The sequence below is a fragment of the Rhizobium sp. P2_G2 genome, assembly GCF_056403555.1.
The window spans coordinates 105,629-128,994 of the sequence record NZ_JBFUFF010000002.1 but is presented as its reverse complement, the minus strand read 5'-3'; the positions used below and the strand labels follow the sequence as shown (position 1 = coordinate 128,994).

Annotated in this window: 25 protein-coding genes; 12 read left to right on the top strand and 13 right to left on the bottom strand. The window is 60.7% G+C overall.

Translation table 11 applies throughout. The features are described from left to right. Positions 1 to 188 precede the first annotated feature (188 nt). Together AC1D06_RS02975 and AC1D06_RS02970 are read left to right on the top strand one after the other, a co-directional pair. Positions 189 to 1,178, top strand: a complete 990-nt coding sequence (locus AC1D06_RS02975; protein ID WP_477879262.1) for a potassium channel beta subunit family protein — start codon at positions 189 to 191, stop codon at positions 1,176 to 1,178. A 93-nt stretch (positions 1,179 to 1,271) separates the two neighbouring features. Next, positions 1,272 to 1,751, top strand: coding sequence for an MEKHLA domain-containing protein (locus AC1D06_RS02970; protein ID WP_477984897.1), 480 nt, complete (start codon positions 1,272 to 1,274; stop codon positions 1,749 to 1,751). Between the two features lie 149 nt (positions 1,752 to 1,900). Here the strand turns inward: AC1D06_RS02970 and AC1D06_RS02965 are convergent, their stop codons facing one another. The 7 genes from AC1D06_RS02965 to lptC form a co-directional block, all read right to left on the bottom strand. Then, positions 1,901 to 2,584 carry a glutathione S-transferase family protein gene (locus AC1D06_RS02965; RefSeq protein ID WP_477984895.1) on the bottom strand — a complete coding sequence of 228 codons (684 nt, stop codon included), beginning with the start codon at positions 2,582 to 2,584 and terminating at the stop codon, positions 1,901 to 1,903. A 35-nt stretch (positions 2,585 to 2,619) separates the two neighbouring features. Beyond that, positions 2,620 to 3,084, bottom strand: coding sequence for a PTS IIA-like nitrogen regulatory protein PtsN (gene ptsN / locus AC1D06_RS02960; protein ID WP_477879265.1), 465 nt, complete (start codon positions 3,082 to 3,084; stop codon positions 2,620 to 2,622). A gap of 76 nt (positions 3,085 to 3,160) precedes the next feature. Further along, entirely contained in the window at positions 3,161 to 3,742 is a 582-nt protein-coding gene (hpf, locus tag AC1D06_RS02955) for a ribosome hibernation-promoting factor, HPF/YfiA family (protein WP_477879266.1), read from the bottom strand. A gap of 398 nt (positions 3,743 to 4,140) precedes the next feature. Beyond that, a complete protein-coding gene (gene rpoN / locus AC1D06_RS02950) occupies positions 4,141 to 5,691 on the bottom strand; it encodes an RNA polymerase factor sigma-54 (protein ID WP_477984893.1) in 1,551 nt (516 codons plus the stop codon). Between the two features lie 181 nt (positions 5,692 to 5,872). Next, positions 5,873 to 6,622: an LPS export ABC transporter ATP-binding protein gene (lptB, locus tag AC1D06_RS02945; RefSeq protein ID WP_477879268.1), complete on the bottom strand. Its 750-nt coding sequence runs from the start codon at positions 6,620 to 6,622 to the stop codon at positions 5,873 to 5,875. 63 nt (positions 6,623 to 6,685) lie between these two features. Continuing rightward, entirely contained in the window at positions 6,686 to 7,240 is a 555-nt protein-coding gene (locus AC1D06_RS02940) for an LptA/OstA family protein (RefSeq protein ID WP_477879269.1), read from the bottom strand. A gap of 5 nt (positions 7,241 to 7,245) precedes the next feature. After that, positions 7,246 to 7,914: an LPS export ABC transporter periplasmic protein LptC gene (gene lptC, locus AC1D06_RS02935; protein ID WP_477879270.1), complete on the bottom strand. Its 669-nt coding sequence runs from the start codon at positions 7,912 to 7,914 to the stop codon at positions 7,246 to 7,248. Positions 7,915 to 8,111: 197 nt separating this feature from the next. Here lptC and sppA point away from each other — a divergent pair, with 197 nt between their 5' ends. The 3 genes from sppA (at position 8,112) to AC1D06_RS02920 (ending at position 10,000) form a co-directional block, all read left to right on the top strand. After that, positions 8,112 to 9,086, top strand: a complete 975-nt coding sequence (gene sppA, locus AC1D06_RS02930) for a signal peptide peptidase SppA (RefSeq protein ID WP_477984891.1) — start codon at positions 8,112 to 8,114, stop codon at positions 9,084 to 9,086. A 20-nt stretch (positions 9,087 to 9,106) separates the two neighbouring features. After that, positions 9,107 to 9,424, top strand: a complete 318-nt coding sequence (locus tag AC1D06_RS02925; protein ID WP_477879271.1) for an integration host factor subunit beta — start codon at positions 9,107 to 9,109, stop codon at positions 9,422 to 9,424. A 234-nt stretch (positions 9,425 to 9,658) separates the two neighbouring features. Further along, positions 9,659 to 10,000 (top strand): lipopolysaccharide assembly protein LapA domain-containing protein, encoded by a 342-nt coding sequence (locus AC1D06_RS02920; RefSeq protein WP_477879272.1) that lies wholly within the window; start codon positions 9,659 to 9,661, stop codon positions 9,998 to 10,000. 223 nt (positions 10,001 to 10,223) lie between these two features. Here the strand turns inward: AC1D06_RS02920 and AC1D06_RS02915 are convergent, their stop codons facing one another. Continuing rightward, complete coding sequence (locus tag AC1D06_RS02915) at positions 10,224 to 10,679, bottom strand: SRPBCC family protein (protein WP_477879273.1); 456 nt, start codon at positions 10,677 to 10,679, stop codon at positions 10,224 to 10,226. Between the two features lie 117 nt (positions 10,680 to 10,796). Here AC1D06_RS02915 and AC1D06_RS02910 point away from each other — a divergent pair, with 117 nt between their 5' ends. The 5 genes from AC1D06_RS02910 to olsB all read left to right on the top strand — a co-directional run bounded on the left by AC1D06_RS02910 (position 10,797) and on the right by olsB (position 16,773). Continuing rightward, positions 10,797 to 11,912: an RsmD family RNA methyltransferase gene (locus AC1D06_RS02910; protein ID WP_477984889.1), complete on the top strand. Its 1,116-nt coding sequence runs from the start codon at positions 10,797 to 10,799 to the stop codon at positions 11,910 to 11,912. Beyond that, positions 11,909 to 12,763: a TrmH family RNA methyltransferase gene (locus AC1D06_RS02905; RefSeq protein WP_477984887.1), complete on the top strand. Its 855-nt coding sequence runs from the start codon at positions 11,909 to 11,911 to the stop codon at positions 12,761 to 12,763. Before AC1D06_RS02910 ends, AC1D06_RS02905 begins: the two co-directional genes overlap by 4 nt. Beyond that, complete coding sequence (lspA, locus tag AC1D06_RS02900; protein ID WP_477984885.1) at positions 12,763 to 13,254, top strand: signal peptidase II; 492 nt, start codon at positions 12,763 to 12,765, stop codon at positions 13,252 to 13,254. Before AC1D06_RS02905 ends, lspA begins: the two co-directional genes overlap by 1 nt. A 64-nt stretch (positions 13,255 to 13,318) precedes the next feature. Beyond that, complete coding sequence (locus AC1D06_RS02895; RefSeq protein ID WP_477984883.1) at positions 13,319 to 15,652, top strand: hybrid sensor histidine kinase/response regulator; 2,334 nt, start codon at positions 13,319 to 13,321, stop codon at positions 15,650 to 15,652. Between the two features lie 287 nt (positions 15,653 to 15,939). Then, positions 15,940 to 16,773: a l-ornithine N(alpha)-acyltransferase gene (gene olsB, locus AC1D06_RS02890; protein ID WP_477879339.1), complete on the top strand. Its 834-nt coding sequence runs from the start codon at positions 15,940 to 15,942 to the stop codon at positions 16,771 to 16,773. Positions 16,774 to 16,849: 76 nt separating this feature from the next. Here olsB and AC1D06_RS02885 read toward each other — a convergent pair whose 3' ends face one another. Further along, complete coding sequence (locus tag AC1D06_RS02885) at positions 16,850 to 17,041, bottom strand: hypothetical protein (protein WP_477984881.1); 192 nt, start codon at positions 17,039 to 17,041, stop codon at positions 16,850 to 16,852. 173 nt (positions 17,042 to 17,214) lie between these two features. Between AC1D06_RS02885 and AC1D06_RS02880 the strand changes: the two genes are divergently transcribed. Next, positions 17,215 to 18,135, top strand: a complete 921-nt coding sequence (locus tag AC1D06_RS02880) for a LysR substrate-binding domain-containing protein (protein ID WP_477984879.1) — start codon at positions 17,215 to 17,217, stop codon at positions 18,133 to 18,135. Between the two features lie 120 nt (positions 18,136 to 18,255). Further along, positions 18,256 to 18,501 carry a DUF982 domain-containing protein gene (locus tag AC1D06_RS02875; RefSeq protein WP_477985060.1) on the top strand — a complete coding sequence of 82 codons (246 nt, stop codon included), beginning with the start codon at positions 18,256 to 18,258 and terminating at the stop codon, positions 18,499 to 18,501. A gap of 337 nt (positions 18,502 to 18,838) precedes the next feature. Here AC1D06_RS02875 and AC1D06_RS02870 read toward each other — a convergent pair whose 3' ends face one another. Genes AC1D06_RS02870 through AC1D06_RS02855 form a run of 4 tightly spaced genes read right to left on the bottom strand, consistent with a single transcriptional unit; the run spans position 18,839 to position 23,359 of the window. Continuing rightward, the gene (locus AC1D06_RS02870; RefSeq protein ID WP_477984877.1) at positions 18,839 to 19,267 is read right to left on the bottom strand and encodes a GlcG/HbpS family heme-binding protein; all 429 of its coding nucleotides are present in this window, start codon (positions 19,265 to 19,267) and stop codon (positions 18,839 to 18,841) included. Between the two features lie 52 nt (positions 19,268 to 19,319). Beyond that, positions 19,320 to 20,954 carry a GMC family oxidoreductase gene (locus AC1D06_RS02865; protein WP_477984875.1) on the bottom strand — a complete coding sequence of 545 codons (1,635 nt, stop codon included), beginning with the start codon at positions 20,952 to 20,954 and terminating at the stop codon, positions 19,320 to 19,322. Next, entirely contained in the window at positions 20,951 to 22,582 is a 1,632-nt protein-coding gene (locus tag AC1D06_RS02860; protein WP_477984873.1) for a GMC family oxidoreductase, read from the bottom strand. The genes AC1D06_RS02865 and AC1D06_RS02860 overlap by 4 nt, the downstream gene beginning before the upstream one ends. 21 nt (positions 22,583 to 22,603) lie before the next feature. Further along, complete coding sequence (locus tag AC1D06_RS02855) at positions 22,604 to 23,359, bottom strand: SDR family NAD(P)-dependent oxidoreductase (RefSeq protein ID WP_477984871.1); 756 nt, start codon at positions 23,357 to 23,359, stop codon at positions 22,604 to 22,606. Positions 23,360 to 23,366: the final 7 nt, after the last annotated feature.

Below are 23,366 nucleotides of genomic sequence, written 5' to 3'. Positions count from 1 at the left end.
CGTCATCGCAGCACAAGCGGCATTGAAGATTTCACCAGAGTTTTCGGATGGCAGTGCTTCCACCCGCGACATCAACAGTTCGTCAACGCCGGTTTTTCGAAGGGAGAGGCAATTGTCTTTGGTCCCGCTCTGCGTCTATGTTGCCGCATCTTCTCCCCCTCCATCGTCGTCCTCCGAGGAACTGCATCATGGAATATCGTCGTCTTGGAAAATCCGGCCTGAAGGTCAGCGAGTTTTCGTTCGGATCATGGGTTACGTTCGGCAAGCAGGTCGATGGCGACGATGCCGTCAGCCTGATGGCGCATGCCTATGACAACGGCGTCAATTTCTTCGACAATGCCGAGGGTTATGAGAGCGGCAACTCCGAAATCGTCATGGGCGAGGCCCTCAGGACTCTGGGCTGGAGCCGGGACAGTTTTATCGTTTCGAGCAAGGTGTTCTGGGGTGGCAGCAAGCCGACGCAGCGCGGGCTTTCGCGCAAGCATGTGACCGAGGCCGCGCATGCGGCGCTCAAGCGCCTTAAGGTCGACTATCTCGATCTCTATTTCTGTCACCGTCCCGACATCGATACGCCGATCGAGGAAACGGTCCGCGCCATGCACGATCTCGTTACCCAGGGTAAAGTTCTCTATTGGGGCACGTCGGAATGGTCGGCCCAGCAATTGACCGAAGCCTATGCGGTGGCGCGCGATCTCCGCATCACGCCGCCGACGATGGAACAGCCGCAATACAATCTTTTCGAACGCCAGAAGGTCGAAGCCGATTACCTGCCGCTCTATGACCTGATGGGCCTGGGCACCACGATCTGGTCGCCGCTCGCATCGGGCGTTCTAACGGGCAAGTACAACAACGGCATGCCCAATGACAGCCGCATGAATCTGCCCGGCTATGAATGGCTGAAGGAGAGATGGTCAAGTGACGAGGGCCGCACGAAGCTCGCCCAGGTGGCGAAATTGGCTGAGCTGGCGAGCGAGACCGGCATTTCGATCACGCATCTTGCTCTGCTCTGGTGCCTTTCCAACCGCAATGTCTCGACGGTGATCCTCGGCGCGTCGCGGATGAGCCAGTTGGAGGACAATCTCGCCGCACTTGCCCACAAGGACAAGCTTACGCCTGATGTGCTGGCCCGCATCGACGCCATCGTCGGAAACAAGCCGGCAGCGCCACAACGGTTTTGACGAAGGAAGGGCTGGGCTACTGCTTCGACCCGGTCGGGGTGGTCCAAATTTCGGGTCGGGCAGAATGCGGTTCCAGCCCAGTCAAGGGGCGGCATGATTTCCAACTACAATGATGCAGGGCTCGACTTGTCTCGTGATGTCGAGTTTTTCACATTGATGGCGGAAAGCTTCGAACGGTGCGTGGGGCGTCCCTTGGCGCCGGAAGGCCGGGGTGCCGACTGGCTTTACGATGAGTCGCCTGCCGTCATCCTCGCGCACAACACCGAACCCGATCCACGGTTTATCTATGCCAACCGTGCCGCCCAGGCCTGCTTTGAATATTCATGGGACGAGTTCATCGCCTTGCCGTCGCGCCTTTCGGCGGAAGTGCCGGACCGCGCGGAGCGCGAAAGACTGTTGAATGCCGTTGCCGCAGAAGGCTTTGTCGCCGGCTATAGCGGCGTTCGTATCGCCAAATCGGGACGACGTTTCCGCATCGAGAACACGATCGTCTGGGATCTCATCGATCGCCATGGGCGCCGTCTTGGGCAGGCGGCGATCTTCGGGTCCTGGCGCGATGAGGTCACAAGCTAGAGCATGTCGCCTGAAAGTGAGCACCGGTTTCAGGACAACGACATGCTCAAACAAAGGCTTGGAGCGCGGTTCTGATCTATCAGAACGCAAAGCGCTCTGAGCGTCGGACAGACGGCGCAAGTGGAGCTTCGCCGTCTCAGGTCCGCTGGTCAGTCCGGCTGGTGGAAGCGGGCGCTGAGCTTTTCTTTATAGGGATAGTATTGGAAATAAGGGCGCGCCTCGTCGAGCACGCGGGCCACGGATGACCGCGCCAGAAGCCGTTCGAAATAGGCCCCCAACCCGGGGTGGGATTGCGAGAACGGCAGAAGCGTGTCGGCAAAGAACAGCGCCGGCAGAGCCGCGCAGTCGGCAATGCCGAATGCCTCGCCATTCGCCCAGGTCCTGCCGGCAAGATGCTGTTCGGCCATGTCATAGGCGGTCTTGAGCATCTGATAGGCGTCCGCCACACCTGCCGGATCCTTCTGCTCGTCGGATCGCAGGCGGTCCAGGACGATCTTCTGCATCGGCACGCTGACATAGAGATCGAAGAACCGGTCCCAGAGCCGCGCCGAAAGTCCCGCTTCGAAATCGTCCGGAATGAATCGGATCGCTCCGGGATAATGCCGGTCGAGATATTCGATGATGATGCTGGTCTCGGGAACGGTGTGATCCCGCGCGGTGTCCTTGAGCATCGGAATCTTGCCGATCGCCCAATTCCTGATGAGGTCGGCGCTCGATTCTTCATCCGCAAGGTTGACCATGCGCGCCTCGAACGGCGTGCCGTTTTCATAAAGAGCGATCAGCACCTTGTGGCAGAAAGACGCCRGCGGGTGCATATAGAGGATGAGCGCCAAAGTTCCCTCCATCAAAGGACGCGGCGCTATGCCGGTCACGCAGCGTTGGACGTCTGTTCCTGATTGAGGCAAGCGCTGATTGCCGAGACCGTATCCGAGCCCCGCAGCCGCGCGACCAGATCCTGGTCCCTGAGGGCGCGGGCGATGCGCGACAATGCCTTGAGATGATCGGCGCCGGCTCCTTCCGGCGCGAGCAACATGAAGGCGATGTCCACGGGCTGGTCGTCGAGGGCCTCGAAATCGACTGGCGTTTCCAGCCGGGCGAAGACGCCGGTGATCTTGCTCAACTGCTTGAGCTTGCCATGCGGGATGGCGATGCCGCCGCCGACCCCGGTCGATCCCAGTTTCTCGCGCTGCAGCACGACATCGAATATTTCCCGCTCCGAGATGCCGGTCAACTTGGAAGCGTTTGTCGCAAGTTCCATCAGAAGCTGTTTCTTGGATTGTACGCGAAGCGCCGGAATAATACCTTCCGGATGCAAAATATCCGCCAAAGCCATTCATTTTGTCCTTTTTGGCTTGGTATAGCCGGGCCGGCGCCGCCGCCGACCCGTATTATTATCCTCGCAAGCTTGCTCAGCCCTTGATGTTGGCGGAATCGATCCAGCCGATATTGCCGTCATTGCGGCGGTAGACGATGTTGAGCTCGGTGGAGCCGGGCTTGCGGAACATCACCACTGGGTCGTCGGTCATGTCGAGCGCCATCACGGCACTTGCCACCGACATGGTCTTCAGCGACTTGGTCGTCTCGGCGACGATCACCGGTGCATAGTCCTCGGCCACTTCGTGGCCATCGTCCTGTTCGGGGGTATCAATGACGGCATAGGCGATCTCGGTGCCATTGCCGTTGCGGTTTTCGCCGTGATGATGGTCGCGCAATTTGCGCTTATAGCGGCGCAGGCGCTTTTCGATTCGTTCGAAGGCGGTGTCGAAGGCGACTTGTGGGTCGTTGGCATCGCCGGCGGCATGCAGATTGGCCCCGGAGTCGAGATGGATCTTGCAGTCGGCATTGAAGCGCGCGCCCGATTTTTCGACCAGCACCTGGCCTGAAAAGCCGCCGTCGAAATATTTTATGATGGCGTCATTGATCGCTCCGGTGATCTTGGTCCGGAATGCCTCACCGATATCCATCTGTTTGCCGGTCACACGCACGGTCATAGTGTCATCCTTCCTGCAGTCGAAGTGCCCGAAGCCCGCCTGGACGCGCATTCCCGAAACGGGCTTCTCATCCCGGGAAAGCGTTCGCGGTCGCATCACGGTGGTGATCCGAACCCAAGACCACGAAAGGATGGTCAGGCCCGGATGTCCCCTAAGCAATCGCAAACCAATCGGAAATCAGTCTATTCCAACGCGGCCCCCGATCCAAGCACTTCGTTTGCTGCGCTGCCACAGAGCGCAATCTGCTGAAAATGGCGAATTCTTGCCGATTTCTGGCGGCGGGCTCTACCGATGGCCCCGTTTGGAGTCAAGCGGCGCGGTCAATCGAGCCTGTGAAAAAGCGGGGAAAAAATACAAGCTAAGGCTGTTTCAGCACTGGCTTACGTACGTCAGGCCGATCAGGCCAGCGCCAGTCTGGCCATGGCGCGCTTTTCCCGCCGCCGCTGCACGGAGGAGGGGATGTTCATCGCTTCACGATATTTGGCCACGGTGCGGCGGGCGATGTCGATACCGCCACCCTTGAGTTGCTCGACGATGTCGTCGTCCGAGAGCACGCTATCGGCGCTTTCATCGGAAATCATCGCCTTGATTCGATGGCGAACGGCCTCGGCCGAATGCGCATCGCCGCCTTCGGCCGAGGCGATGGAGACGGTGAAGAAATATTTGAGCTCGAACAGGCCGCGCGGCGTCAGCATGTATTTATTCGACGTCACCCGGCTGACGGTCGATTCATGCATCTTGATCGCCTCGGCTACTGCTTTCAGGTTGAGCGGCCTCAGATGCTGGATGCCGCGAACGAAGAAGGCATCCTGCTGGCGTACGATTTCGGTCGCCACCTTCATGATCGTCTTGGCGCGCTGGTCGAGGCTGCGCGTCAGCCAGCTGGCGCTCTGCAGGCATTCGCTGAGGAAACTCTCTTCGTCGGTGCGCTTGCCGACCGAGCCCGCGATCCGCTGATAATATTGATGATTGACGAGCACGCGCGGCAGCGTGTCGGGATTGAGCTCTATGGTCCAGCCGCCGTCCGGCGCCGCCTGGACGATGACATCGGGAATGATCGACTCGGACGGACCGGTCTCAAAGCCGTTGCCGGGCTTCGGATCGAGCCTGCGGATCTCGGCCAGCATATCGACCAGGTCCTCCTCGTCGACACCGCAAAGCCGCTTCAGCGTAGCGAAGTCGCGCCGGGCAAGCAGGTCCAGATTGGCGAGCAGAGCCTGCATTGCCGGGTCGAGCCGGTCGCGCAGGCGCAGCTGGATCGCCAGGCATTCGCTCAGCGACCGCGCATAGACCCCCGGCGGATCGAGCTCCTGCAGCCGGCCGAGCACATGTTCGATTTCGCCGATTTGGACGCCCAGGCGCTCGGCCACGTCCTCGACGCCGCTATGGATGTAGCCTGCCTCGTCGAGCAGGTCGGTCAGGGCGTTGGCGATCAGCCGCTCGCGCGCATCGGCGACCGCGAACGGTATCTGCTGGTTGAGATGGTCCTTGAGCGAGATCTGTCCGGCGACGAAATCGTCGAGGTCATAGGCCTCACCGCTTTCGCCGAGGCTGCCGGGCATGGATTTCCACTGCTGCAGCAGTTCGGGCGCATCCGCCTTGCGCGGCGCGTCGTCCTGAAAGACATTGTCGAAGCCGGTGTCGAGCGCATCGCTGAGCCGCTCGGCACGGCTCGGAGGGGGAACCTCCTCGGCCTTGCCGTCGGCAGCGCGGCCCTCGAAGATCGATGCGGCCCGGTGATCGATCACCATGCCATCACCGGCCCCGTCCAGGCTGACCGGCTYGTCGCCGGAGGCCATTTCGAGCAGGGGATTGCGCTCGACTTCCTGAGCGATGAACTGGTTGAGTTCGAGGAACGTCATCTGCAGGAGCTGGATGGATTGCATCAGCTGCGGTGTCATCACCAGCGACTGGGACTGTCGCAAATGCAGGCTGGCAGACAAAGCCATGGCGGACGCTATACTCCCTCGAAGAGATGAGTTCCGACGGTGGTGGGAACGTCAAATCCAAACTGGCCCAAAAATTGCTTATTAATTTTTCCGGGTCAAGAACTCTTTGCCATCGGGGCGAAATTTCGCGAGCCGGCGGGAAATTCGATCATGTCGTGGTTAATGGCGCCCCACCGGCGGTTCACAGGCTGAAATTGTCGCCGAGATAAAGCCGCCTGACGTCGGCATTGGCGACGATGTCGGAAGCGCGCCCATGCGTCAGCACTTCGCCGGCATGGATGATATAGGCCCGGTCGATCAGGCCGAGCGTTTCGCGCACATTGTGATCGGTGATCAACACGCCGATGCCGCGCCGGGTCAGATGCCGGACGAGATTCTGGATATCGGCGACGGAGATCGGATCGACGCCGGCAAAGGGTTCGTCGAGCAGCATGAAGGCAGGCTCGGTCGCCAGCGCGCGAGCGATTTCCAGCCGCCGCCGCTCGCCGCCGGACAGCGCCACGGCGGGCGATTTCCTCAGATGCTCGATGGCGAATTCCTCGAGCAGCGATTCCAGCTGTTCCTCGAGTGCCTTGCGGCTCTTGAACTTGACCTCGAGGACAGCCCGCAGATTCTGCTCGACCGTCAGCCCGCGAAAGATCGAGGCTTCCTGCGGCAGGTAGCCGACGCCGAGCCGCGCCCGCTGATACATCGGCATCCAGGTGACGTCGTTGCCGTCGATCTCGATCCGGCCCTGGTCGACTGGGACGAGGCCGGTGATCATGTAGAAACAGGTCGTCTTGCCGGCGCCGTTCGGTCCGAGCAAACCGACGGCTTCGCCGCGCCGCACGATCAGCGACACGCCATTGACCACGCGCCGTGTGCGGTAGGTCTTGGTGATGCCGCGCGCAATCAGCGTGCCTTCATAACGGGCCTTCTGCGCCGGATCCATTGAATCCGCGCCATCAGCCCTTTTGCCGGTCGATGTCAGGAAGGGTATCTTCAAGGGCGAAGATCAGTTCGTCTTGTTGTTGGTCTTGTTGGACTTCGGATCGATCGAGATCCGAACCCGGGTGCCGCAATTGTCGAGTTTGGCAAGGCCGGTCTGCATCTGGACGGTGAGTTTGCAGCCGGTGAACACATTCGATCCATCGACCAACACCACCTGCTTTCCGGTAAGCGTCAGGAGCTGGCTTGCCATATCATAGGTGCCCGCGTCGCCCTTGGCACTCTGCGTGCCGGAAAAGGCGCTGACATTGCCGGTCACCTCGATGCGCTTGATGTCGCCCTGGCCGGTCGTGACGTCGCTGCCCTTGCCGTTGTAGAACACGATCATATGGTTGGAGTTCAAGGTCATCGCGCCCTGCACGACCTGGACATTGCCGTCGAACAGCGCCTGCTTGTCCTGGTCATGGATTTCCAGGTGGTCCGCCTCGATCTGGATCGGCTTGTCCTTGGACAGTTTCAGCCCATTGATCTGGCTCGTGCTTTGCTCGGCGAAAGCCGCCGTCGCCGCGGTCGCGAGCAATGCGGCTGCGGCCACGCAAGCGGTGATACGGAAAAGCCCCATGTCGCTCATTCCCCCTGAGTGCTCTTGGATTTATGCATGGCGGACGGACTGATCATCACGTGGATCTTGCCATCGAAGGCAATCACGCTGCCCCTGCCGGTTACTGTCATACTGTTTGCCGTCAAAGTCGAATCTTTTGCGTTGACCGTCACCGGCTTGTCGGATTGCAGCAGGCCGGAATGCGGGTCCATATTCGCGGCCTGAAAATGCACGACCACGCCGGATGACAGGGTCACCACGAAAGGTGCCGTCATCTGCAATTTGTCGGTGGCGCGGTCGAACTTCGCCGCCTTGCCCGTAACGCGCGCAATCAGGTTTCCCTTGATCGGCACCGCGGCTTCGATGTCTTCGAGCGCGATGTCGTTAGGGTTGAGGATTGCCTGCAGCGCCCGCCGGGCATTCATGAAATAGCTGATGCCGTCGCCGTTGCGGCCGGAAATCGCCGGCTTTTCCATGACGATGCGGCCATCTTCGATCGTGGCGCCACCGATCGTCAGGTTTTCCGGAATCATCGTCTTGATCCAGGACACGGCGATGAAACCGAGCGAGATCACTACTGCCATGATCGGCAGCAGGATCTTCCAGCGCCGCACACGGCCAGAATGGGAAAGCGCGCGCTTGTAAGCGGCGGCCGAGCCCGTTCCGGGAATATCGATCGTGGCGCGAATGTCCATTTGAGTCTCAAGAGCCGTCGGGGCGAGTGGGCGTCTGACAAATAGGCAAATCACGGCGGAAATACAATGTGTCATTCCGTGAGCGGTGAAATTTGCGCCGCTGCGTGGCGTTTTTCGCCACTGCTGTTTCCTTCTTCACATTGCCGCGTTATCTGTGTGCCGCCAACCAACCGAATTCACTCGAAAGTCCCGATCCGATGGCCTTCAACGATATCGCCGAGCGCCGGCGCATCCGGCGCAAGCTGAGCTTGTGGCGCGTCTTCACCTTCCTGTTCATCGCGCTTGCCATCGTGCTGCTCTGGCTGCTGGCGACCGGCGGCAATCTCTCCGACAACAAGGAGCGCGATCATATCGCGCGCATAGAGATTTCCGGCCTGATCACAGATGATCGTGAACTGCTGGAACGGCTCGACCGGATTGCCAAGAAGAACTCGGTCAAGGCGTTGATCGTCTCCATTTCCTCGCCCGGCGGCACCACCTATGGCGGCGAGGCCATCTACAAGGCGATCCGTCGTGTCGCGGAAAAGAAGCCTGTGGTATCCGACGTCCGTACGCTCGCCGCCTCGGCCGGCTACATGATCGCGGTCGCAGGCGACAGGATCGTCGCGGGTGATACGTCGATCACCGGCTCGATCGGCGTCATCTTCCAGTACCCACAGATCAAGCCGCTGCTCGACAAGATCGGCGTGTCGCTGGAGGAGATCAAGTCGGCGCCGCTCAAGGCCGAACCGTCGCCCTTCCACGACGCGAGCCAGGAGGCCAAGGATGTCATGCACCAGATGGTGATGGATTCCTTCGACTGGTTCGTCAGCCTCGTCGCCGAGCGTCGGCATCTGCCCAAGGAGCAGGCGTTGAAGCTCGCGGACGGCCGCATCTATACCGGCCGGCAGGCGCTCGCCGTCAAGCTCATCGACCAGATCGGCGGCGATGACGACATCCGCGCCTATCTCGAAAGCCGAAAAGTGACCAAGGGCCTGCCGATCATCGACTGGGAACCGCGCCGCGAAGCATCGTCGTTCCTGTTCGGCAGCATGGTCCATGAGTTCATGGACTCGCTTGGCCTTGGCTGGCTGACAAAAGTCAATTCTTTGGGGAAATTGAGTGATGACAAGATGTTACTTGACGGTATGGTGTCGGTTTGGCAGTTTGATGCAAATGACAAGGATCGATAAGACCGTCTGAGGGGGCTTCCGTGATCAAGTCTGAATTGGTGCAAATCGTCGCAGCCAAGAACCCGCATCTCTATCATCGTGACGTCGAAAATATCGTCAATGCGGTCTTGGATGAGATTACGGACGCGCTTGCCGGCGGCAATCGAGTGGAGTTGCGTGGTTTCGGCGCATTTTCCGTCAAGAATCGCCCGTCGCGCTCCGGCCGTAATCCGCGTACCGGCGACGCGGTCTTCGTTGAGGAGAAATGGGTTCCCTTCTTCAAGACCGGCAAGGAGCTCCGCGAGCGCCTCAATCCCGACCTTGCAGACCAGGAAGACGACGAGGACGATGAGGATTGATTTCCTTCGCCTCGCGAGGGGCAGGCAATTCCTGGCTTGATTTCGCCTGCCGGACATCGTGAGCGTGCTGTTATAGTCTGAAGGCGCTCTGCCTGGCCCTTTGGGCTGGCTGAAACGGGCCGGCTGTCAGGTCAGCTCCCGTTTGAGCCAACAGAACGCTTCCAAATTACAGCAGCACGCTCTAGAGAGAGGCGCGGTGTTTGTTTGCGCCGCCATCAAGGGAGTTCGGTGAACATGATCACGCGCTTTGTCAGGTTAGTCATTCTCGTTCCGGTCGCGATCATCCTCATCGTGCTCTCGGTGGCAAACCGTCATTCCGTGACCGTGGCGCTCAACCCGTTCCGTCCCGAGGACAGTATCCTGGCCCTGACGCTGCCGCTCTTCGTGCTCCTGCTTCTCACGCTGATGATTGGCGTCGTGATCGGCTCGGCCGTCACCTGGTTTTCGCAGGGCCGCCATCGCAAGCGGGCGCGCAACGAGGCTTATGAAGCCAAGAAATGGCGCGACGAAGCCGGTCGCCAGCGCGACAGGCTCGAACAGCAGACCGCGCAGAAGCTGCTCTCCGCCTCCAAATAATCAAAGCAATTGTCGAATATTGCCGCAGATGGCGCCGGAACCCGCTTCCGGCGCTACAGCATGTCGCTCGAAAGTGGTCCCGGTTTCGGGGCACGACATGCGTAAAAGCAAAAGCATGTCGCCCGAAAGTGGCTCCGGTTTCCGGATACCGACAGGCGCAGAAACAAAAAAGACAAAGCGCGTCACTTGACCCGTGAACAGGCTACGCGCTTGAGCGTGGATGTTACGCCTCTGAGAGATCCTTGGCGCGGGTGCGGTCCGAAATCGTCTTTTTCAATTTGGTGAAGAATTGCTCGACGATCTTCTTCGCCGACGAGCGGATGAGACCGGAGCCCAGCACCGCGAGCTTGCCGCCGACCTTGGCGTTGACCGTATAGCTCAGCACGGTTTTGCCGTCCTCTTCGCGCAGCTTGACGTCGGTGCTGGCTTTGGCGATGCCGCCTTCGCTGGTGATCGTGTAGCTTTCCGGCGCGTTGATATTGCTGAACTTGACCTCGCTCTTGAAGTTGCGCGAGATCGGACCGACCTTGACCTTGATCGTCGCCACCATTTCGGTCGGCGATTTGGCTTCCAGCGACTCGCAGCCCGGAATGCACTTCTTCAGGACATTCGGGTTGTTCAGCGCTTTCCAAACCTGCTCGCGGCTGGCCGCAATCTGCTCTTCGCCGGACATGTCCATGATCGTCTCCTTGGTCGTCTCTTGTCGGCCCCTTATTGCCTCTCTCAAATCACTTTGCCAAGAGGAGATTGGATGCTATTTCAGCCCATTGTCGTGGAAATGATAAGAAGACAACGAGTGAAGAGCAAGAATCCACCGCGTGCAGCCGCTTCCGGCAATGCTTCTCAACGCATGCGCGAGAAGGTGCGGCCGGACGGAAGCAAGTCCCGGGAGGATCAGCGTGACCGTGTCTCGCCTGTTTCGGCACAGACACGGCGTGAGCGTCCGCAAACGCTACAGGTGCCGCCGCTTGGCTTGAGACCGGGCGCTCGGCCGGCCGAACGGGCGCCGCTCATCCTCGAAACCGCAGGCGAGGAAGGCTACCGTCTGCTCGACAGCGGCAATGGCGAAAAACTCGAACGCTACGGTTCCGTCATCGTCATCCGGCCCGAGGCACAGGCGCTGTGGCCGAAGGCGCTGCCGAAATCGGAATGGGATAAAGCCGACGCGATCTTCACCGGCGACACCGACGAGGAGGGCATGGGCCGCTGGCGTTTCCCGAAGCAGGCGTTGGGCGAAACCTGGCCGATGCAATTGCTCGGCGTCGAATTCCACGGCCGCTTCACCTCTTTCCGCCACACCGGTGTGTTTCCGGAGCAGATCGCGCATTGGTCCTGGATGCGGGAGGTGGTTCAAGCGCGGCTCGCCGCGAACGGCCGGCGGCCGAAAGTGCTCAATCTCTTCGGTTACACCGGCGTCGCCTCGCTCATCGCCGCGGATGCCGGTGCCGAGGTCACCCATGTCGATGCTTCGAAGAAGGCGATCGGCTGGGCCAAGGAGAACCAGCAGTTGGCGCGGCTCACCGATCGCCCGATCCGCTGGATCATGGACGACGCGATGAAATTCGTCGAACGCGAGCAGCGCCGCGGCAACCGCTACGACATCGTGCTCACCGATCCGCCGAAATTCGGCCGCGGCCCGAACGGCGAGGTCTGGGAATTGTTCGACCATGTGCCGCAGATGCTCGACATCTGCCGCGACCTCCTGGCGCCCGATGCGATCGGCCTGGTGCTGACCGCCTATTCGATCCGCGCGAGTTTCTATTCGATGCACGAATTGATGATGGAGACTATGCGCGGCATGGGCGGCCTGGTCGAATCGGGAGAACTGATCATCCGCGAATATCCGACCATGCCAGGCCAGGCGGCCCGCGCCCTCTCCACCTCCCTTTTCAGCCGCTGGACGAAGGCATGACAGACAGAGACGACGACGGCCCGCGCCGGCCCGGACAGGTGAAGGAAATCACCTCGCTTGCCAATCCGATCATCAAGGACATCAAGGCGCTCAGCCAGAAGAAGAACCGAGAGGCCTCGGGCACCTTCATGGCCGAGGGGCTGAAGCTTGTCCTCGACGCGCTGGAAACCGGCTGGAAGATCGAGACGCTGATCTATTCCAAGGAGGGCAAGGGCAAGCCGCTGGTCGAGAAGGCTGCTGCGCGCACCGTCGCCGCCGGTGGACTGGTGCTGGAAGTCACCCAGAAGGTTTTGGAGTCGGTCACCCATCGCGACAATCCGCAGATGGTGGTCGGCATTTTTCGCGCCCGCTGGCAAAGCCTGCACAATGTGAAGCCGAAGTCGAACGAAACCTGGATCGCGCTCGATCGTGTGCGCGATCCCGGCAATCTCGGCACCATCATCCGCACCGCAGACGCCGCCGGTGCATCGGGCGTGATGCTTGTCGGCGACACGACCGACCCGTTTTCCCTGGAAACCGTCCGGGCGACCATGGGCTCGGTGTTCAGCCTGCCGCTGGTTCGCACGATACCGGCCGAATTCCTGAAATGGCAGAAATCGGCCGGCGTCAATGTCGTCGCCACCCATCTCAAGGGCGCCGTCGATTATCGCACGGCGGATTATAAATCGAAGCCCGTCGTGCTGCTGATGGGCAATGAGCAAGCCGGCCTGCCGGACGACCTCGCCGACGCCGCCAACATAAAGGTGCGCATCCCGCAACAAGGACGGGCGGATTCGCTCAACCTGGCGGTGGCGACCGGCGTCGTGCTGTTCGAGGCACGCCGCCATCTGCTGACACTGGATGAACGATGATGCCGCAGTCGAACCCGTTCTCCAGGCCCCTGCCGGCGGCCACCTTCATTATCATCGCGATACTCCTCGACCAGGTAGTGAAATATCTGGTCGAGAGGATGCTGCCGTTCCAGGAGGCCGTGCCGGTCATACCACACCTGGCGCTCTACCGGACATGGAATGAAGGTGTGGCCTTCTCCTTCCTCTCGGGCATGAACGGCTGGGCGCTGATCGGCATGCGGCTCCTGATCGTCGCCTTCATTTTCTGGTGGTGGCGCAATTCCAGCCGCTCGGGAATGCTGATGCATCTCGGCTTCGCCATGATCGTTGCGGGTGCGGTCGGCAATATCGTTGACCGTTTCATTTATGGACATGTGGTGGACTATGTTCTCTTCCACGTCGGCACCTGGTCTTTCGCGGTCTTCAACCTTGCCGACAGCCTGATCACCGTGGGCGCGATCATCGTCGGCTTCTCCGAGATTTTCCTGCATCGAGGCGAAGCAAAGGGATAGAATTGATCCTTTTTTAAGGACGCTCCGCAAGCATTCCGTAAGTGCATTTGTGCTAACTGGAGGCATGACCGAGCCCCAGAATCTTCAGCATCGCGTCGCGATGGCGTTTCAGGAACCGTCCGCTCCTCCGCCGGAGGAAGCGCTCGACAACCTCTATGCGAAAGTCGAGCATCCGGCCAGCCGGCTGCCGCACCCCCTGGATCCCGATCCGGAAGACTTTTCCTTCGACGATACCGGCACGGACAGGTCCGGCGTGCTGCGCTATTGGATCGCCGGCATCGGTCTTGTCGCTTCGGCGCTGGTGCTGTCGCTCGGCTCCGGGCTGGGCTTTGCCCTCGTCGCCATCGGCCTTGCCGCCGTCGGCGTGTCCGCGATCATCTATTCCCTTGCTTCGCGATTGGACCGCAAGGCAAAAGTGATCGGCGAGCAGGTGGCCGTACAATCCGAAGTGGCGCCTGCCGACCCTATCGCCGGCACGGACAGTTATGCCGCCGCCGGCGCGATGATGGGCGATATCCATGATGCGCTTGGCGATATCACGCTCTGCCGCAGCCTGGGCGGCGTCATCCTGTCGGCAAATAAAACGTTCCGTAAGGTCGCCCGCTGCGAAAAACCCGAGGGCCGCTCCTGCGAGGAGCTCGGCATCCGTTTCACCCCGCGCACCGTAGAGCATTGCTACGACGTGGAGTTCAAGACACCGGTCGGCTCCAAAACCTTCCTCTGGCACGACATCGTCACCCGCGATCCGATTCTCGGTGATCTCGTTCTTCAAAGCGTTGCCCGCGACGTGACCGCCGAGCGCCAGGATGCCGAGAGCCGCGAGGAAGCGCGCGCGCGCGCCGAAGAGGAAAGCGTGATGAAATCGCGGCTGATCGCGACCGTCAGCCACGAAATCCGCACGCCGCTTTCCGGCCTGCTCGGCATGGGTCATCTGCTCACCGGCACGTCGCTGACGCCGGAACAGAAGAACTATCTCGACGGCATCAGCCAGTCCGGCACCGCACTGGTGCAGCTTGTCGAGGACCTGCTCGATTTTTCGACGCTCGCCGCCGGCCGCTTCCAGCTGAAGCCGCGCCGCGAAGCCGTCCGCCCGCTGATCGAAAGCGTGGTCGAACTTCTTTCCAGCCGGGCACATGCCAAGGGCATCGAGATCGGCTCGACCATTTCCCCGGCGATCCCGGAAAATCTGGTCTTCGACCCGGCACGGTTCCGTCAGGTGCTCTACAATGTCGTCGGCAATGCGGTGAAGTTCACCGAGGAAGGCGGCATCCTAGTTTCCGCCGCTCTCGAGGGAACCACGCTCGTCATCCGCGTCAAGGACACAGGCCCTGGCATGAACGAGGCCGAAACCAAGCGCATTTTCAACGAATTCGAACAGGGCGACCTCAGCCGCGCCCGCGAGGGTGGCGTTGGCCTCGGCCTGGCGATCTCGGCCCGGATCATGGCCGAAACCGGCGGCGCGCTGTCGGTCGAAAGCCGTCTTGGCGAGGGCAGCACGTTCACGGTCCGGCTGCCCGTCACCGTCGATTCCACTGCCATGCGGCTTGGCAATGAGCTCAGCAATGCCAAGGTCCTGCTCCTGGCGCCCATCGGACCCGCCGCCACGGCGCTCGCCACCACGCTCAAGGGCCTTGGCGCGGAAACCTATATGGCATCCACCGCCGCCGATGCCGAATCGATCCTTGCCTTTCGCGAGCACTTCACCGGCATCATCGTCGATCACCGCCTCGACGCCGATTTCACCGCGGCGCTGAGCCACAATCCACGGCTTGCCGGCGCCAAGCGCGTCTATCTGGTCAATCCCGAATCGCGGCCGGCGCAGATGTCCGGCGATGACTATGACGGCTGGCTGATCCGCCCGTTGCGCGAACAATCGCTGCTCGACGTGCTGACCGGCAAGCTGAGGGGTCTGGAACATCGCCGCGCGGCAAGCGAACAATTCCCGGTCATTTCCGCCGAGGCGGAGGATGAAGCCGTTGCGACCCACGAAGGATCGTCCTCCGGCGAGCGCCTGTCGATCCTGCTCGGTGAGGACGATCCGGTCAACGCCATGATTTCCCAGGCGATCCTGGAAAAGGCCGGCCATAATGTGCGTCTGGCGACCAATTTCGCCCGGCTGGCCGAAGTGCTTGCCGAAAACACTCCCGATATCGTGCTGACTGACTATTCCATGCCGGATGGCACCAGCGATGATTTTATTTACCGCCTGCGGCAGATCGAAAGGTCCACTCAGGGTAAGCCGCTTCCGGTCATCGTGCTGACCGCCGACGGCAGCGACGAAACCCGCCGCCGCCTGCTCGTCAACGGCGCCGATCTGGTGCTGGTCAAACCCGCCAGCCCCGATATGATCAACGGCGCCATCGCGCGGCTGAACGAGCGCCTGATTCGCGCAGCCTGAGCCGACCATCCGAGGCGCGGGAACGATGTTTCCCGCGCGGTTCCCCAAAAATTACCCACCAAATTGCTTTCCCGGGAACAATAACGCCCACACGCGGCCACGCCGCTTGGCGAACTGTTGTCTTTATGCCCCACACGGCGTTCGGCTTGCCTGTTCCAAGCCGGCTATGCACTTGATTTCTGTCATCGTACTGTCTCATACATGTGATTAGTGGCTGGTCGATTGCCAAAGGGACACCGGCCATGGAATTGGAGCTTTTCGACCTGAAAGCGGAAATAGCGCCCAGCATGGACAGCGGGACGTCGATCTCGGACATCAAATTGCCGGTGCTCGGCCGGATTGGATCTTTGGAAACGCGGCTCGCCGTCTCCCGTCAGGAGATCGTGGCCGCGCAGCAGATTCGTTATCGCGTTTTCGTCGAGGAAATGGGCGCCGAACTACCGCCTGAGGCGATGCGCGCCAAGCTGGATTTCGATGCCTTCGACGATATCTGCGACCACCTGATCGTGCTCGATACGGCGATCGAGGGTGATTCCGCCGATCAGATCGTCGCCACCTACCGTATCCTGCGCCAGGAAGTGGCGATGCGGCATTCGGGTTTTTACTCGGCTTCGGAATTCGACATCGCACCGCTGATCGCGCGCCATCCGGACAGGCAGTTCATGGAGCTCGGCCGCTCCTGCGTGCTGCCGCCCTACCGTACCAAGCGCACCGTCGAACTGCTCTGGCAGGGCAACTGGGCCTATGCGCTGAAGCACAATCTCGGCGTCATGTTCGGCTGCGCCTCGTTCCCGGGCCGCCATTCGGAGATGCATGCGCTGGCGCTCTCCTTCCTGCATCACAATGCCTTGGCGACGGGCGAATGGGCGGTGCGGGCCGCCGGTCCGTACGCCCGCAACATGGACCTGATGCCGCCTGAGGCGATCAATGCCAAGCGGGCGCTGATCACCATGCCGCCACTGGTCAAGGGCTATCTGAGGCTTGGGGCCATGATCGGCGAGGGCGCCGTGGTGGATCCGGCCTTCGATACAACCGACGTGCTGATCGTGTTGCCGGTGGAAAGCATTTCCAGTCGCTACGTCAATTATTACGGAGCCGACGCCCAACGTTTTGCCAGCTGAGGATCCCTGGAAAATCCATCCGAATTTTCCGCACCCCTCCTTCAGCCGGTCCGGGGCACGAGTAAGCCCCGGCTTTTTATTGAAACGAGCAGAAGGCCTTTGGATCGGACATTGTTCCGACGCGCCTCGCGAACGGCAGGTCTGCCAATTCCCGCTGGGACATTGCGCGGATTTGCGGATGCGACCACGGATCGCCCCAGTTTTCCGGCAGGCTGCTTTCGGTTTCGGTCAAGTGGTGCGCGGCATCCCGGAGCTTGATCACCGTCATTGCGGCTATCCCCTTGATTTGACCGGTGAATGTGGCCGCCATCCTGGACGAAAGATTTTGATCGGCCGTTCTCATGGCGATGGAACTCCTTCATGACATCATTTCTATAGATATCCTGCTGCACATTGTGAGATTCAATTGATAAATTGAGCCATAGCATATAGATAATCTATATGAAGAACTTGAACCTCGTTCATCTCAACGGCCTGCGGGCGCTGGAGGCGGTTGGTCGTCTCGGCTCGCTTCAGGCGGCCGCCGACGAACTGGGCGTCTCCATCGGTGCCGTCAGCCAGCAGGTCATCAAGGCCGAGGCGCAACTCGGCCACACGATCTTCGAACGTCGGCCGAAGGGCCTCGTGCCGACCGACATCGGCCGGCCGGTGCTGGGCCGCCTGACCGAAGGATTTGAGCGGATGTCGGAGGCCGTGGCACTCGCCCTGCGCCGCGACAACCATTGCCTGACGATCTCGGTAGCGCCGGTCTTCGCCGCGCGCTGGCTGGTGCGCCGGCTGGAAAGCTTTGCCCGGCAATATCCCGACATCGTGCTCAGGATCGACGCGACGCTCAAGCTTGTCGACCCCGCCACATCCGATATCGATCTCGGCATCCGCGTCGGCAACGGCCAATGGCCCAACGTCCATTCTGAACTCATCCTGGCCCAGCACGTCTTCCCCGTCGCGGCACCCTCATGGCTCGACCGGCTGAAGGTGCCGCGCGACGTGCTTACGGTCCCCGCCGTGATCGACGCTCCGGCGATGTTCGACTGGAATGTCTGGCTGAAGGAGGTCGGCCTCGACGGAGAACAGATCAACGCCCGCCATTTTTTCAGCGAGGCGTCACTCTGCATCGATGCTGTCATGAGCGGGCAGGGGGTGATGCTCGCCTGGCAAACATTGGCCGCCGACGCCATCTTCGAGGGCAAGCTCGCGGTTCCCTTCCCGATCCGCGCCCCGACGGGGTTCGGGCATTATTTCGTCACCGCCAAGGGGCAGCGCGAGAGCCATAAGGTCAAGATGTTCAAGGCGTGGCTCAGGAAGGAACTGGCGTCGAGCATGGAAATGCTGGACGCGCATTTCTCGGGAAAGAGTGGGTAGTCTGGCCAAGAGGGAACGGAGGTGGTGTCGGTCATGCGGTACCGTCATGCAGCTGAATATTTCCAGCCGAGCAAATCGTGCTAAGCAGGATCACGATATCGAGAAGAAAGGCTGTTGGCGATGGACAAACCCTGGAGCAAGCCGGTGACGCTCGCCCTCGAAGCTCCGGGCGTCTACACGACGATCTCGACGCCACAGCAGGCATCGTGGGCCATGATCGAGGATTGGCCGCTCGAGGATGGAACCGCTCTCGATCGGGCGCTTGAAGTCTGCGCCGAAGTCGCGGCAGGCAAGAAGTCTGCCGAAGATGCCCGTCGCGCCTTCCTGCTCGCTGCGGCGGAAGCTGGCATCCACGTTCGAGACTGAAGAAGCGGAATCACGTTTCTTGGCCGGCACAGATCAGATGCGGCTCGCACCTTGACGAACTTAGATCTGATGCCGGGGAATAGCAGCTTTGACGGCACGCCGAGACAATATTATCAACCAAAAAGCTGAGAGCTTGATAGGATTCGAACCGACGACCGCGTCTGTGCTTCCTCGTCTGAACTCCGGCGTCTTCACCCTGACAGTGCGACTGGACGATTCGCTGTTCTGCCTTCGCGAAAGGGGACCGGGACTACATTTCGTTTGACGATTTCCAATCGCCGCCAAGTTCCACCAGAGACGTTCCCGCTCGACCGGGGGTGGTTGTATGCAGCTTCCTTCATAGCAAACCACCGGCTTCGAGCGCGCGCGTGGCGCAGGCTATATCCTGCTCTTCGGACCCTCCCGACACGCCGACGCCGCCAACCACTTGTCCTTGGTGACGAGCAGGCAAACCGCCGCCCCAGACTAGAAGCCGTGAACGGCTCATCAAACCAAGTCGAAGCGAAGGACTTGAGTCAATATGCGTGAAGAACTCGTTCGTTGGGGTGCCGGTCACGCTAGCGGTATAGGCCTTGTCGATTGCAAACTCGGTGATCGGCGCGGGAACATCGTCCATCCGCAAAAGGCCGAGCAGCGCACCTTCCCGGTCAACCACGACGACGGCGATCTTCAGTCCATTCTCGACAGCAAAACTCAATGCAGACTCGATCATGAGTTTCGCCCCGCTCGAGGTCAGGGACGCTTTGTGCAAAATCAAATCGGTCATCAATTCCTCCACAAGAGATAGCCCCGGTATCGCCCGCGGCTGGCATGGAATATCAGTGGTTATGAAGCTCTCCGGCGGGTGGAAGCGGTTCACGCGAAAGGATGAGATCGGCGGCTTTTTCGGCGATCACGATGGCTGGGGCATTGGTGTTGCCGCTGGTAATCGACGGCATGATGGAAGCGTCGACCACGTAGAGGCCATCGACTCCCTGAACTTGCAGGCGGGGATTGACGACCGAATTTACATCATGCCCCATGCGACAGGTCCCGACGGGGTGATAGACCGTCTTTGTAAAGTTTCGGACGTAGTCTGCCAGCATGCTGTCGTCAGGCTCCGCAGCACCACCGAGAATGAGTTCCGCCTTGAGGAATGGGGCCAGAGCTGGCGCCTTGCCGATGCGCCTGGCAAGCTTGAGGCCACGCACAAGGGATGCCACATCGACCTCGTCGGACAATGCGTTTGCGATCAGCCGGATCGGGCTTCGCGGATCAGAACCACGAAGCAGGACCTCACCGCGGGATTTCGGACGAAGATCGCAGGGGCTGATGGTAAAGCCGTGACCCTCTGGTGGCGGGCGCTCGTGATCGGGCACCAGGACGGGGAAGGAATGGATCTGGATATCCGCGCGACCATCGCCGTCGAGGTCGGCGAAGGCGCAGGATTCTCCAATATTGGAAGTGAGAAGTCCGCTACGAAGGAGAAGCCATTCGAGCCCATGGCGTAGCGCCCTCAATCCTCGGTCCTGTCCCAGCAGGCTGAGTGGCCCTTTGGTGCGGTAGTAGTTGGGTGTCTGCAAGTGATCCTGAAAATTGCGGCCGACACCCGGCAGATCGTGGATCACTGGAATGCCCCAGTCAAGCAGGCGCTTGGCCGGACCAATACCCGATAGCATCAGGATTTTTGGGCTGCCCATCGTTCCGGCGGACAGGATTATGCCGCAAGTGGCGGCACTGTGCCGGATGACGTCGCCCCTTCGCCAGGTGACACCCGTCGCCCGACCATTTTCGATCTTGAGCTTTTCAACCTCGGCCTCTATTTCGAGGACAATATTGCCGCGATTGAGTGCTGGACGCAAATAGCTCCGAGCGGTGCTTGCCCGCTCTCCACCTTTCTGCGTGACTTGGAAGAAACCGACACCGAGCTGGCTCGCACCGTTGAAGTCAGTGTTGTAGGCAAGACCGGCTTGCTGGGCCGCACGGACAAAAGCGGCATTCAACGGATGACGGTAGGGTACGTCCATAACTGGCAGTGGTCCGTCGCTGCCGTGATAGACGTCAGCCAGACGGTCATTGGCTTCGGCGCGCCTGAAATAGGGAAGAACCTCGGCGTAGCTCCAGCCGTCGCAGCCGGAAGCTGCCCATTCGTCATAATCCTTCCTGTCTCCTCGGACGTAGATCATGCCGTTGATCGAACTTCCGCCACCCGGCATGCGTCCTTGCGGAACATGAATGCGCCGACCAGATAGACCCGGCTCCGGATCGGAGACGTAAGGGAATGTGCGGCTTGTGCCGAATAGCTTGACGAAACCGCCCGGCGCACGACTGGCGATCACGCGCTCGTCCGGCCCGGCCTCCAGCACCAGTATTCTCAGTCGCGGGTCTTCGGACAAGCGGTTAGCCAGCACCGAGCCAGCGGAGCCGGCGCCGATGACGATATAGTCGAAATCCGCTTGGGAATTGGCTGTCATACCGTTGGTTCCCCGCCGACCAGGGCTGCTGCCTTCTCGCCGATCATGATGCTTGGCGCATTGGTGTTGCCGCTCACAATCCGCGGCATGATCGAGGCGTCGGCGACGCGCAGGCCCCTGACACCTCTTACGCTCAGCGCCTCATCCACTACCGCATCCGGCCCAGTGCCCATCGCGCACGTGCCCACGGGATGGAAGGTGGTCCCGCCTGCGTCACTGAGCCAGGTCCGGAACTCCGCATCGCTCTCGACTTGCGGTCCAGGCCAGATTTCGCGGCCACGGTATTGGTCGAAAGCAGGTTGCCGGACCACTTGCCGCATTGCCCGCAGGCCAAGGATGGTCGTCTGCACATCGAATTCGGTTGCGAGGTAATTGGCATTGATGACGGGCGCTTCGCGCGGGTCGGCGGACCTCAAGTGAATGGTGCCACGGCTTTCCGGCCGCAATGGCGAAACACGCAGCGTGAAACCATGCTTGTCGTCTGGCCGATCCGAGCCAAATCCAAATCCGTGCAGGTGGGCTGTATCCTCTCGACCATGCATGAAATGAAACTGAATATCCGGATCCTCCGCGCCTGGCTGGACGCGAATGAAGGCTCCACCCTCGTAAGGGAATACGGTGGCAGGTCCCTTTCCGAACATTAGTCCGTTGACGAGCGCGGACGCCAGCCGGTCGGCTCTTAGCTGGCGATAGAGCGAAACCGGCATCGGGGATTCATAGACAAGGGAGCAATCGAAATGGTCCTGCAGGTTCTGCCCAACGCCTGGCAGATCCACCACCGGCGTGATGCCGTGGCCCCGAAGATCTTCGGCTCGCCCGATGCCCGACAGCATCAGGATCTGGGGCGAATTAACCGCCCCAGCAGACAGGACAATCTCCCGCCCGGCCTGGGCTCGCCAAAGCTTTTCGCCGCATTGATACTCCACACCCGTGGCCCGGCCGCTTTCGATCACGATCCGCGTTGTTAAGGCACGGGTGACGAGCTTGAGGTTCTTTCGACCGAGCGAGGGGYGGACAAAGGCCCGCGCGGTGCCACAGCGCCGACCGTTCCTGATGGTGAAATCGTAAAAGCCGAATCCTTCCTGTCGTGCGCCGTTGAAATCGTCATTGACGGGATAGCCTGCTTGCCCACCCGCTTCGACAAAGGCCCGTGTGAGAGGATTGCGGCCACGCGCCCGCCCCACATTAAGCGGGCCCGCGATACCATGGAAAGGGTCGCGCCGATCCTCGTGACCTTCCGATTTCTGAAAGAGCGGCAACACGTCGTCCCATGACCAACCGCGGAGACCTATCTGAGCCCAGCCGTCGTAGTCCGACGGCAACCCACGAATATAAACCATGCCATTGAGTGTGGAGGTGCCGCCAATGACGCGGCCTCGCGGCCATGGAATGCGCCGGTCATTCAAACCGGCTTCAGGCTCGGTCTGGTAGTTCCAGTTGTAGATACCAGACTTGATGAATGCGCCCATCAGCAACGGCAGGCGAAAGCCGGGATGGTTATCCATTCCCCCAGCCTCGAGCAGCAACACGCGGTTGTTGGTATTCTCGCTCAACCCGGCTGCCACCACGGCGCCGGCAGAACCGGCACCGATCACGATATAGTCAAACTGGCCGGCGTCTTCCCACATGATGTGTTCTTTCCCGACCGATCAGTTGTAGACCCCACCGTCAATCGAATAGGCCTGCGCCGTGACATAGGCGGACTCGTCGGACAGCAGGAACGTGTAGAGTGGCGCGATTTCATCAGGCGTCGACTGCCGGCCTAGCGGAACCATGGCTTTGACGAGCCGGGCCTGGGCTTCACGTCCTCCCATGAAATCGATGGCGGGGTTGTTGAACGGCGTATCGATGAAGCCGGGGCAAACGGAATTGACACGGATATTGTGAGCCGCCAGTTCCAATGCAGCCGCTGTGGTAAAGGCCATGACGGCGCCTTTGGAGGCTGCGTAAGCGGCGATGCCGGGACCGCCGCGCTTGGCGGCAAGCGAAGCGGTGTTGACGATCGAGCCGCTGCCCGCAGCCTTGAGATGCGGGATTGCGAACCGAGTGGCGAGAAAAACGCCACGTGCATTGACGGCCATGAGGCTATCCCAATCGGAAACCGAGATGGTCTCGATGGGGCCGGCCTTCTGCAGGCCGGCATTGCTCACCAGTCCATCGAGGCCGCCGAGATGCGCGACGGCAGCATCCATCAGCGCCTGTACACTGGCTTCATTGGAGACATCGCAACGCTCGAAGGCGCAATCCGGCCCCAATTCCCGGACCGCCGCCGCCCCGGCTGCTTCAGCGAGATCGGCGATGACCACACGAGCACCTTCCGCGAGCGCAGCTTGGGCCACCGAGCGCCCGATACCGGTGGCGGCGCCGATCACGAGAATGCGTTTGTCCTTCAGCCTTTCAGCCATGAGTGAA

Excerpts from the sequence above, each read along its gene's own strand:
- AC1D06_RS02970 (WP_477984897.1), top strand. The coding sequence starts at position 1,272 with ATGATTTCCAACTACAATGATGCAGGGCTCGACTTGTCTCGTGATGTC.
- AC1D06_RS02855 (WP_477984871.1), bottom strand. The coding sequence starts at position 23,359 with ATGGCTGAAAGGCTGAAGGACAAACGCATTCTCGTGATCGGCGCCGCC.
- AC1D06_RS02885 (WP_477984881.1), bottom strand. The coding sequence starts at position 17,041 with ATGACGGTGATCAAGCTCCGGGATGCCGCGCACCACTTGACCGAAACC.
- olsB (WP_477879339.1), top strand. The coding sequence starts at position 15,940 with ATGGACAGCGGGACGTCGATCTCGGACATCAAATTGCCGGTGCTCGGC.
- lptC (WP_477879270.1), bottom strand. The coding sequence starts at position 7,914 with ATGGACATTCGCGCCACGATCGATATTCCCGGAACGGGCTCGGCCGCC.
- AC1D06_RS02915 (WP_477879273.1), bottom strand. The coding sequence starts at position 10,679 with ATGGACATGTCCGGCGAAGAGCAGATTGCGGCCAGCCGCGAGCAGGTT.
- sppA (WP_477984891.1), top strand. The coding sequence starts at position 8,112 with ATGGCCTTCAACGATATCGCCGAGCGCCGGCGCATCCGGCGCAAGCTG.
- AC1D06_RS02975 (WP_477879262.1), top strand. The coding sequence starts at position 189 with ATGGAATATCGTCGTCTTGGAAAATCCGGCCTGAAGGTCAGCGAGTTT.
- AC1D06_RS02905 (WP_477984887.1), top strand. The coding sequence starts at position 11,909 with ATGACAGACAGAGACGACGACGGCCCGCGCCGGCCCGGACAGGTGAAG.
- lspA (WP_477984885.1), top strand. The coding sequence starts at position 12,763 with ATGCCGCAGTCGAACCCGTTCTCCAGGCCCCTGCCGGCGGCCACCTTC.
- hpf (WP_477879266.1), bottom strand. The coding sequence starts at position 3,742 with ATGACCGTGCGTGTGACCGGCAAACAGATGGATATCGGTGAGGCATTC.
- ptsN (WP_477879265.1), bottom strand. The coding sequence starts at position 3,084 with ATGGCTTTGGCGGATATTTTGCATCCGGAAGGTATTATTCCGGCGCTT.
- lptB (WP_477879268.1), bottom strand. The coding sequence starts at position 6,622 with ATGGATCCGGCGCAGAAGGCCCGTTATGAAGGCACGCTGATTGCGCGC.
- AC1D06_RS02940 (WP_477879269.1), bottom strand. The coding sequence starts at position 7,240 with ATGGGGCTTTTCCGTATCACCGCTTGCGTGGCCGCAGCCGCATTGCTC.
- AC1D06_RS02895 (WP_477984883.1), top strand. The coding sequence starts at position 13,319 with ATGACCGAGCCCCAGAATCTTCAGCATCGCGTCGCGATGGCGTTTCAG.
- AC1D06_RS02920 (WP_477879272.1), top strand. The coding sequence starts at position 9,659 with ATGATCACGCGCTTTGTCAGGTTAGTCATTCTCGTTCCGGTCGCGATC.
- AC1D06_RS02880 (WP_477984879.1), top strand. The coding sequence starts at position 17,215 with ATGAAGAACTTGAACCTCGTTCATCTCAACGGCCTGCGGGCGCTGGAG.
- AC1D06_RS02875 (WP_477985060.1), top strand. The coding sequence starts at position 18,256 with ATGGACAAACCCTGGAGCAAGCCGGTGACGCTCGCCCTCGAAGCTCCG.
- AC1D06_RS02865 (WP_477984875.1), bottom strand. The coding sequence starts at position 20,954 with ATGACAGCCAATTCCCAAGCGGATTTCGACTATATCGTCATCGGCGCC.
- AC1D06_RS02870 (WP_477984877.1), bottom strand. The coding sequence starts at position 19,267 with ATGACCGATTTGATTTTGCACAAAGCGTCCCTGACCTCGAGCGGGGCG.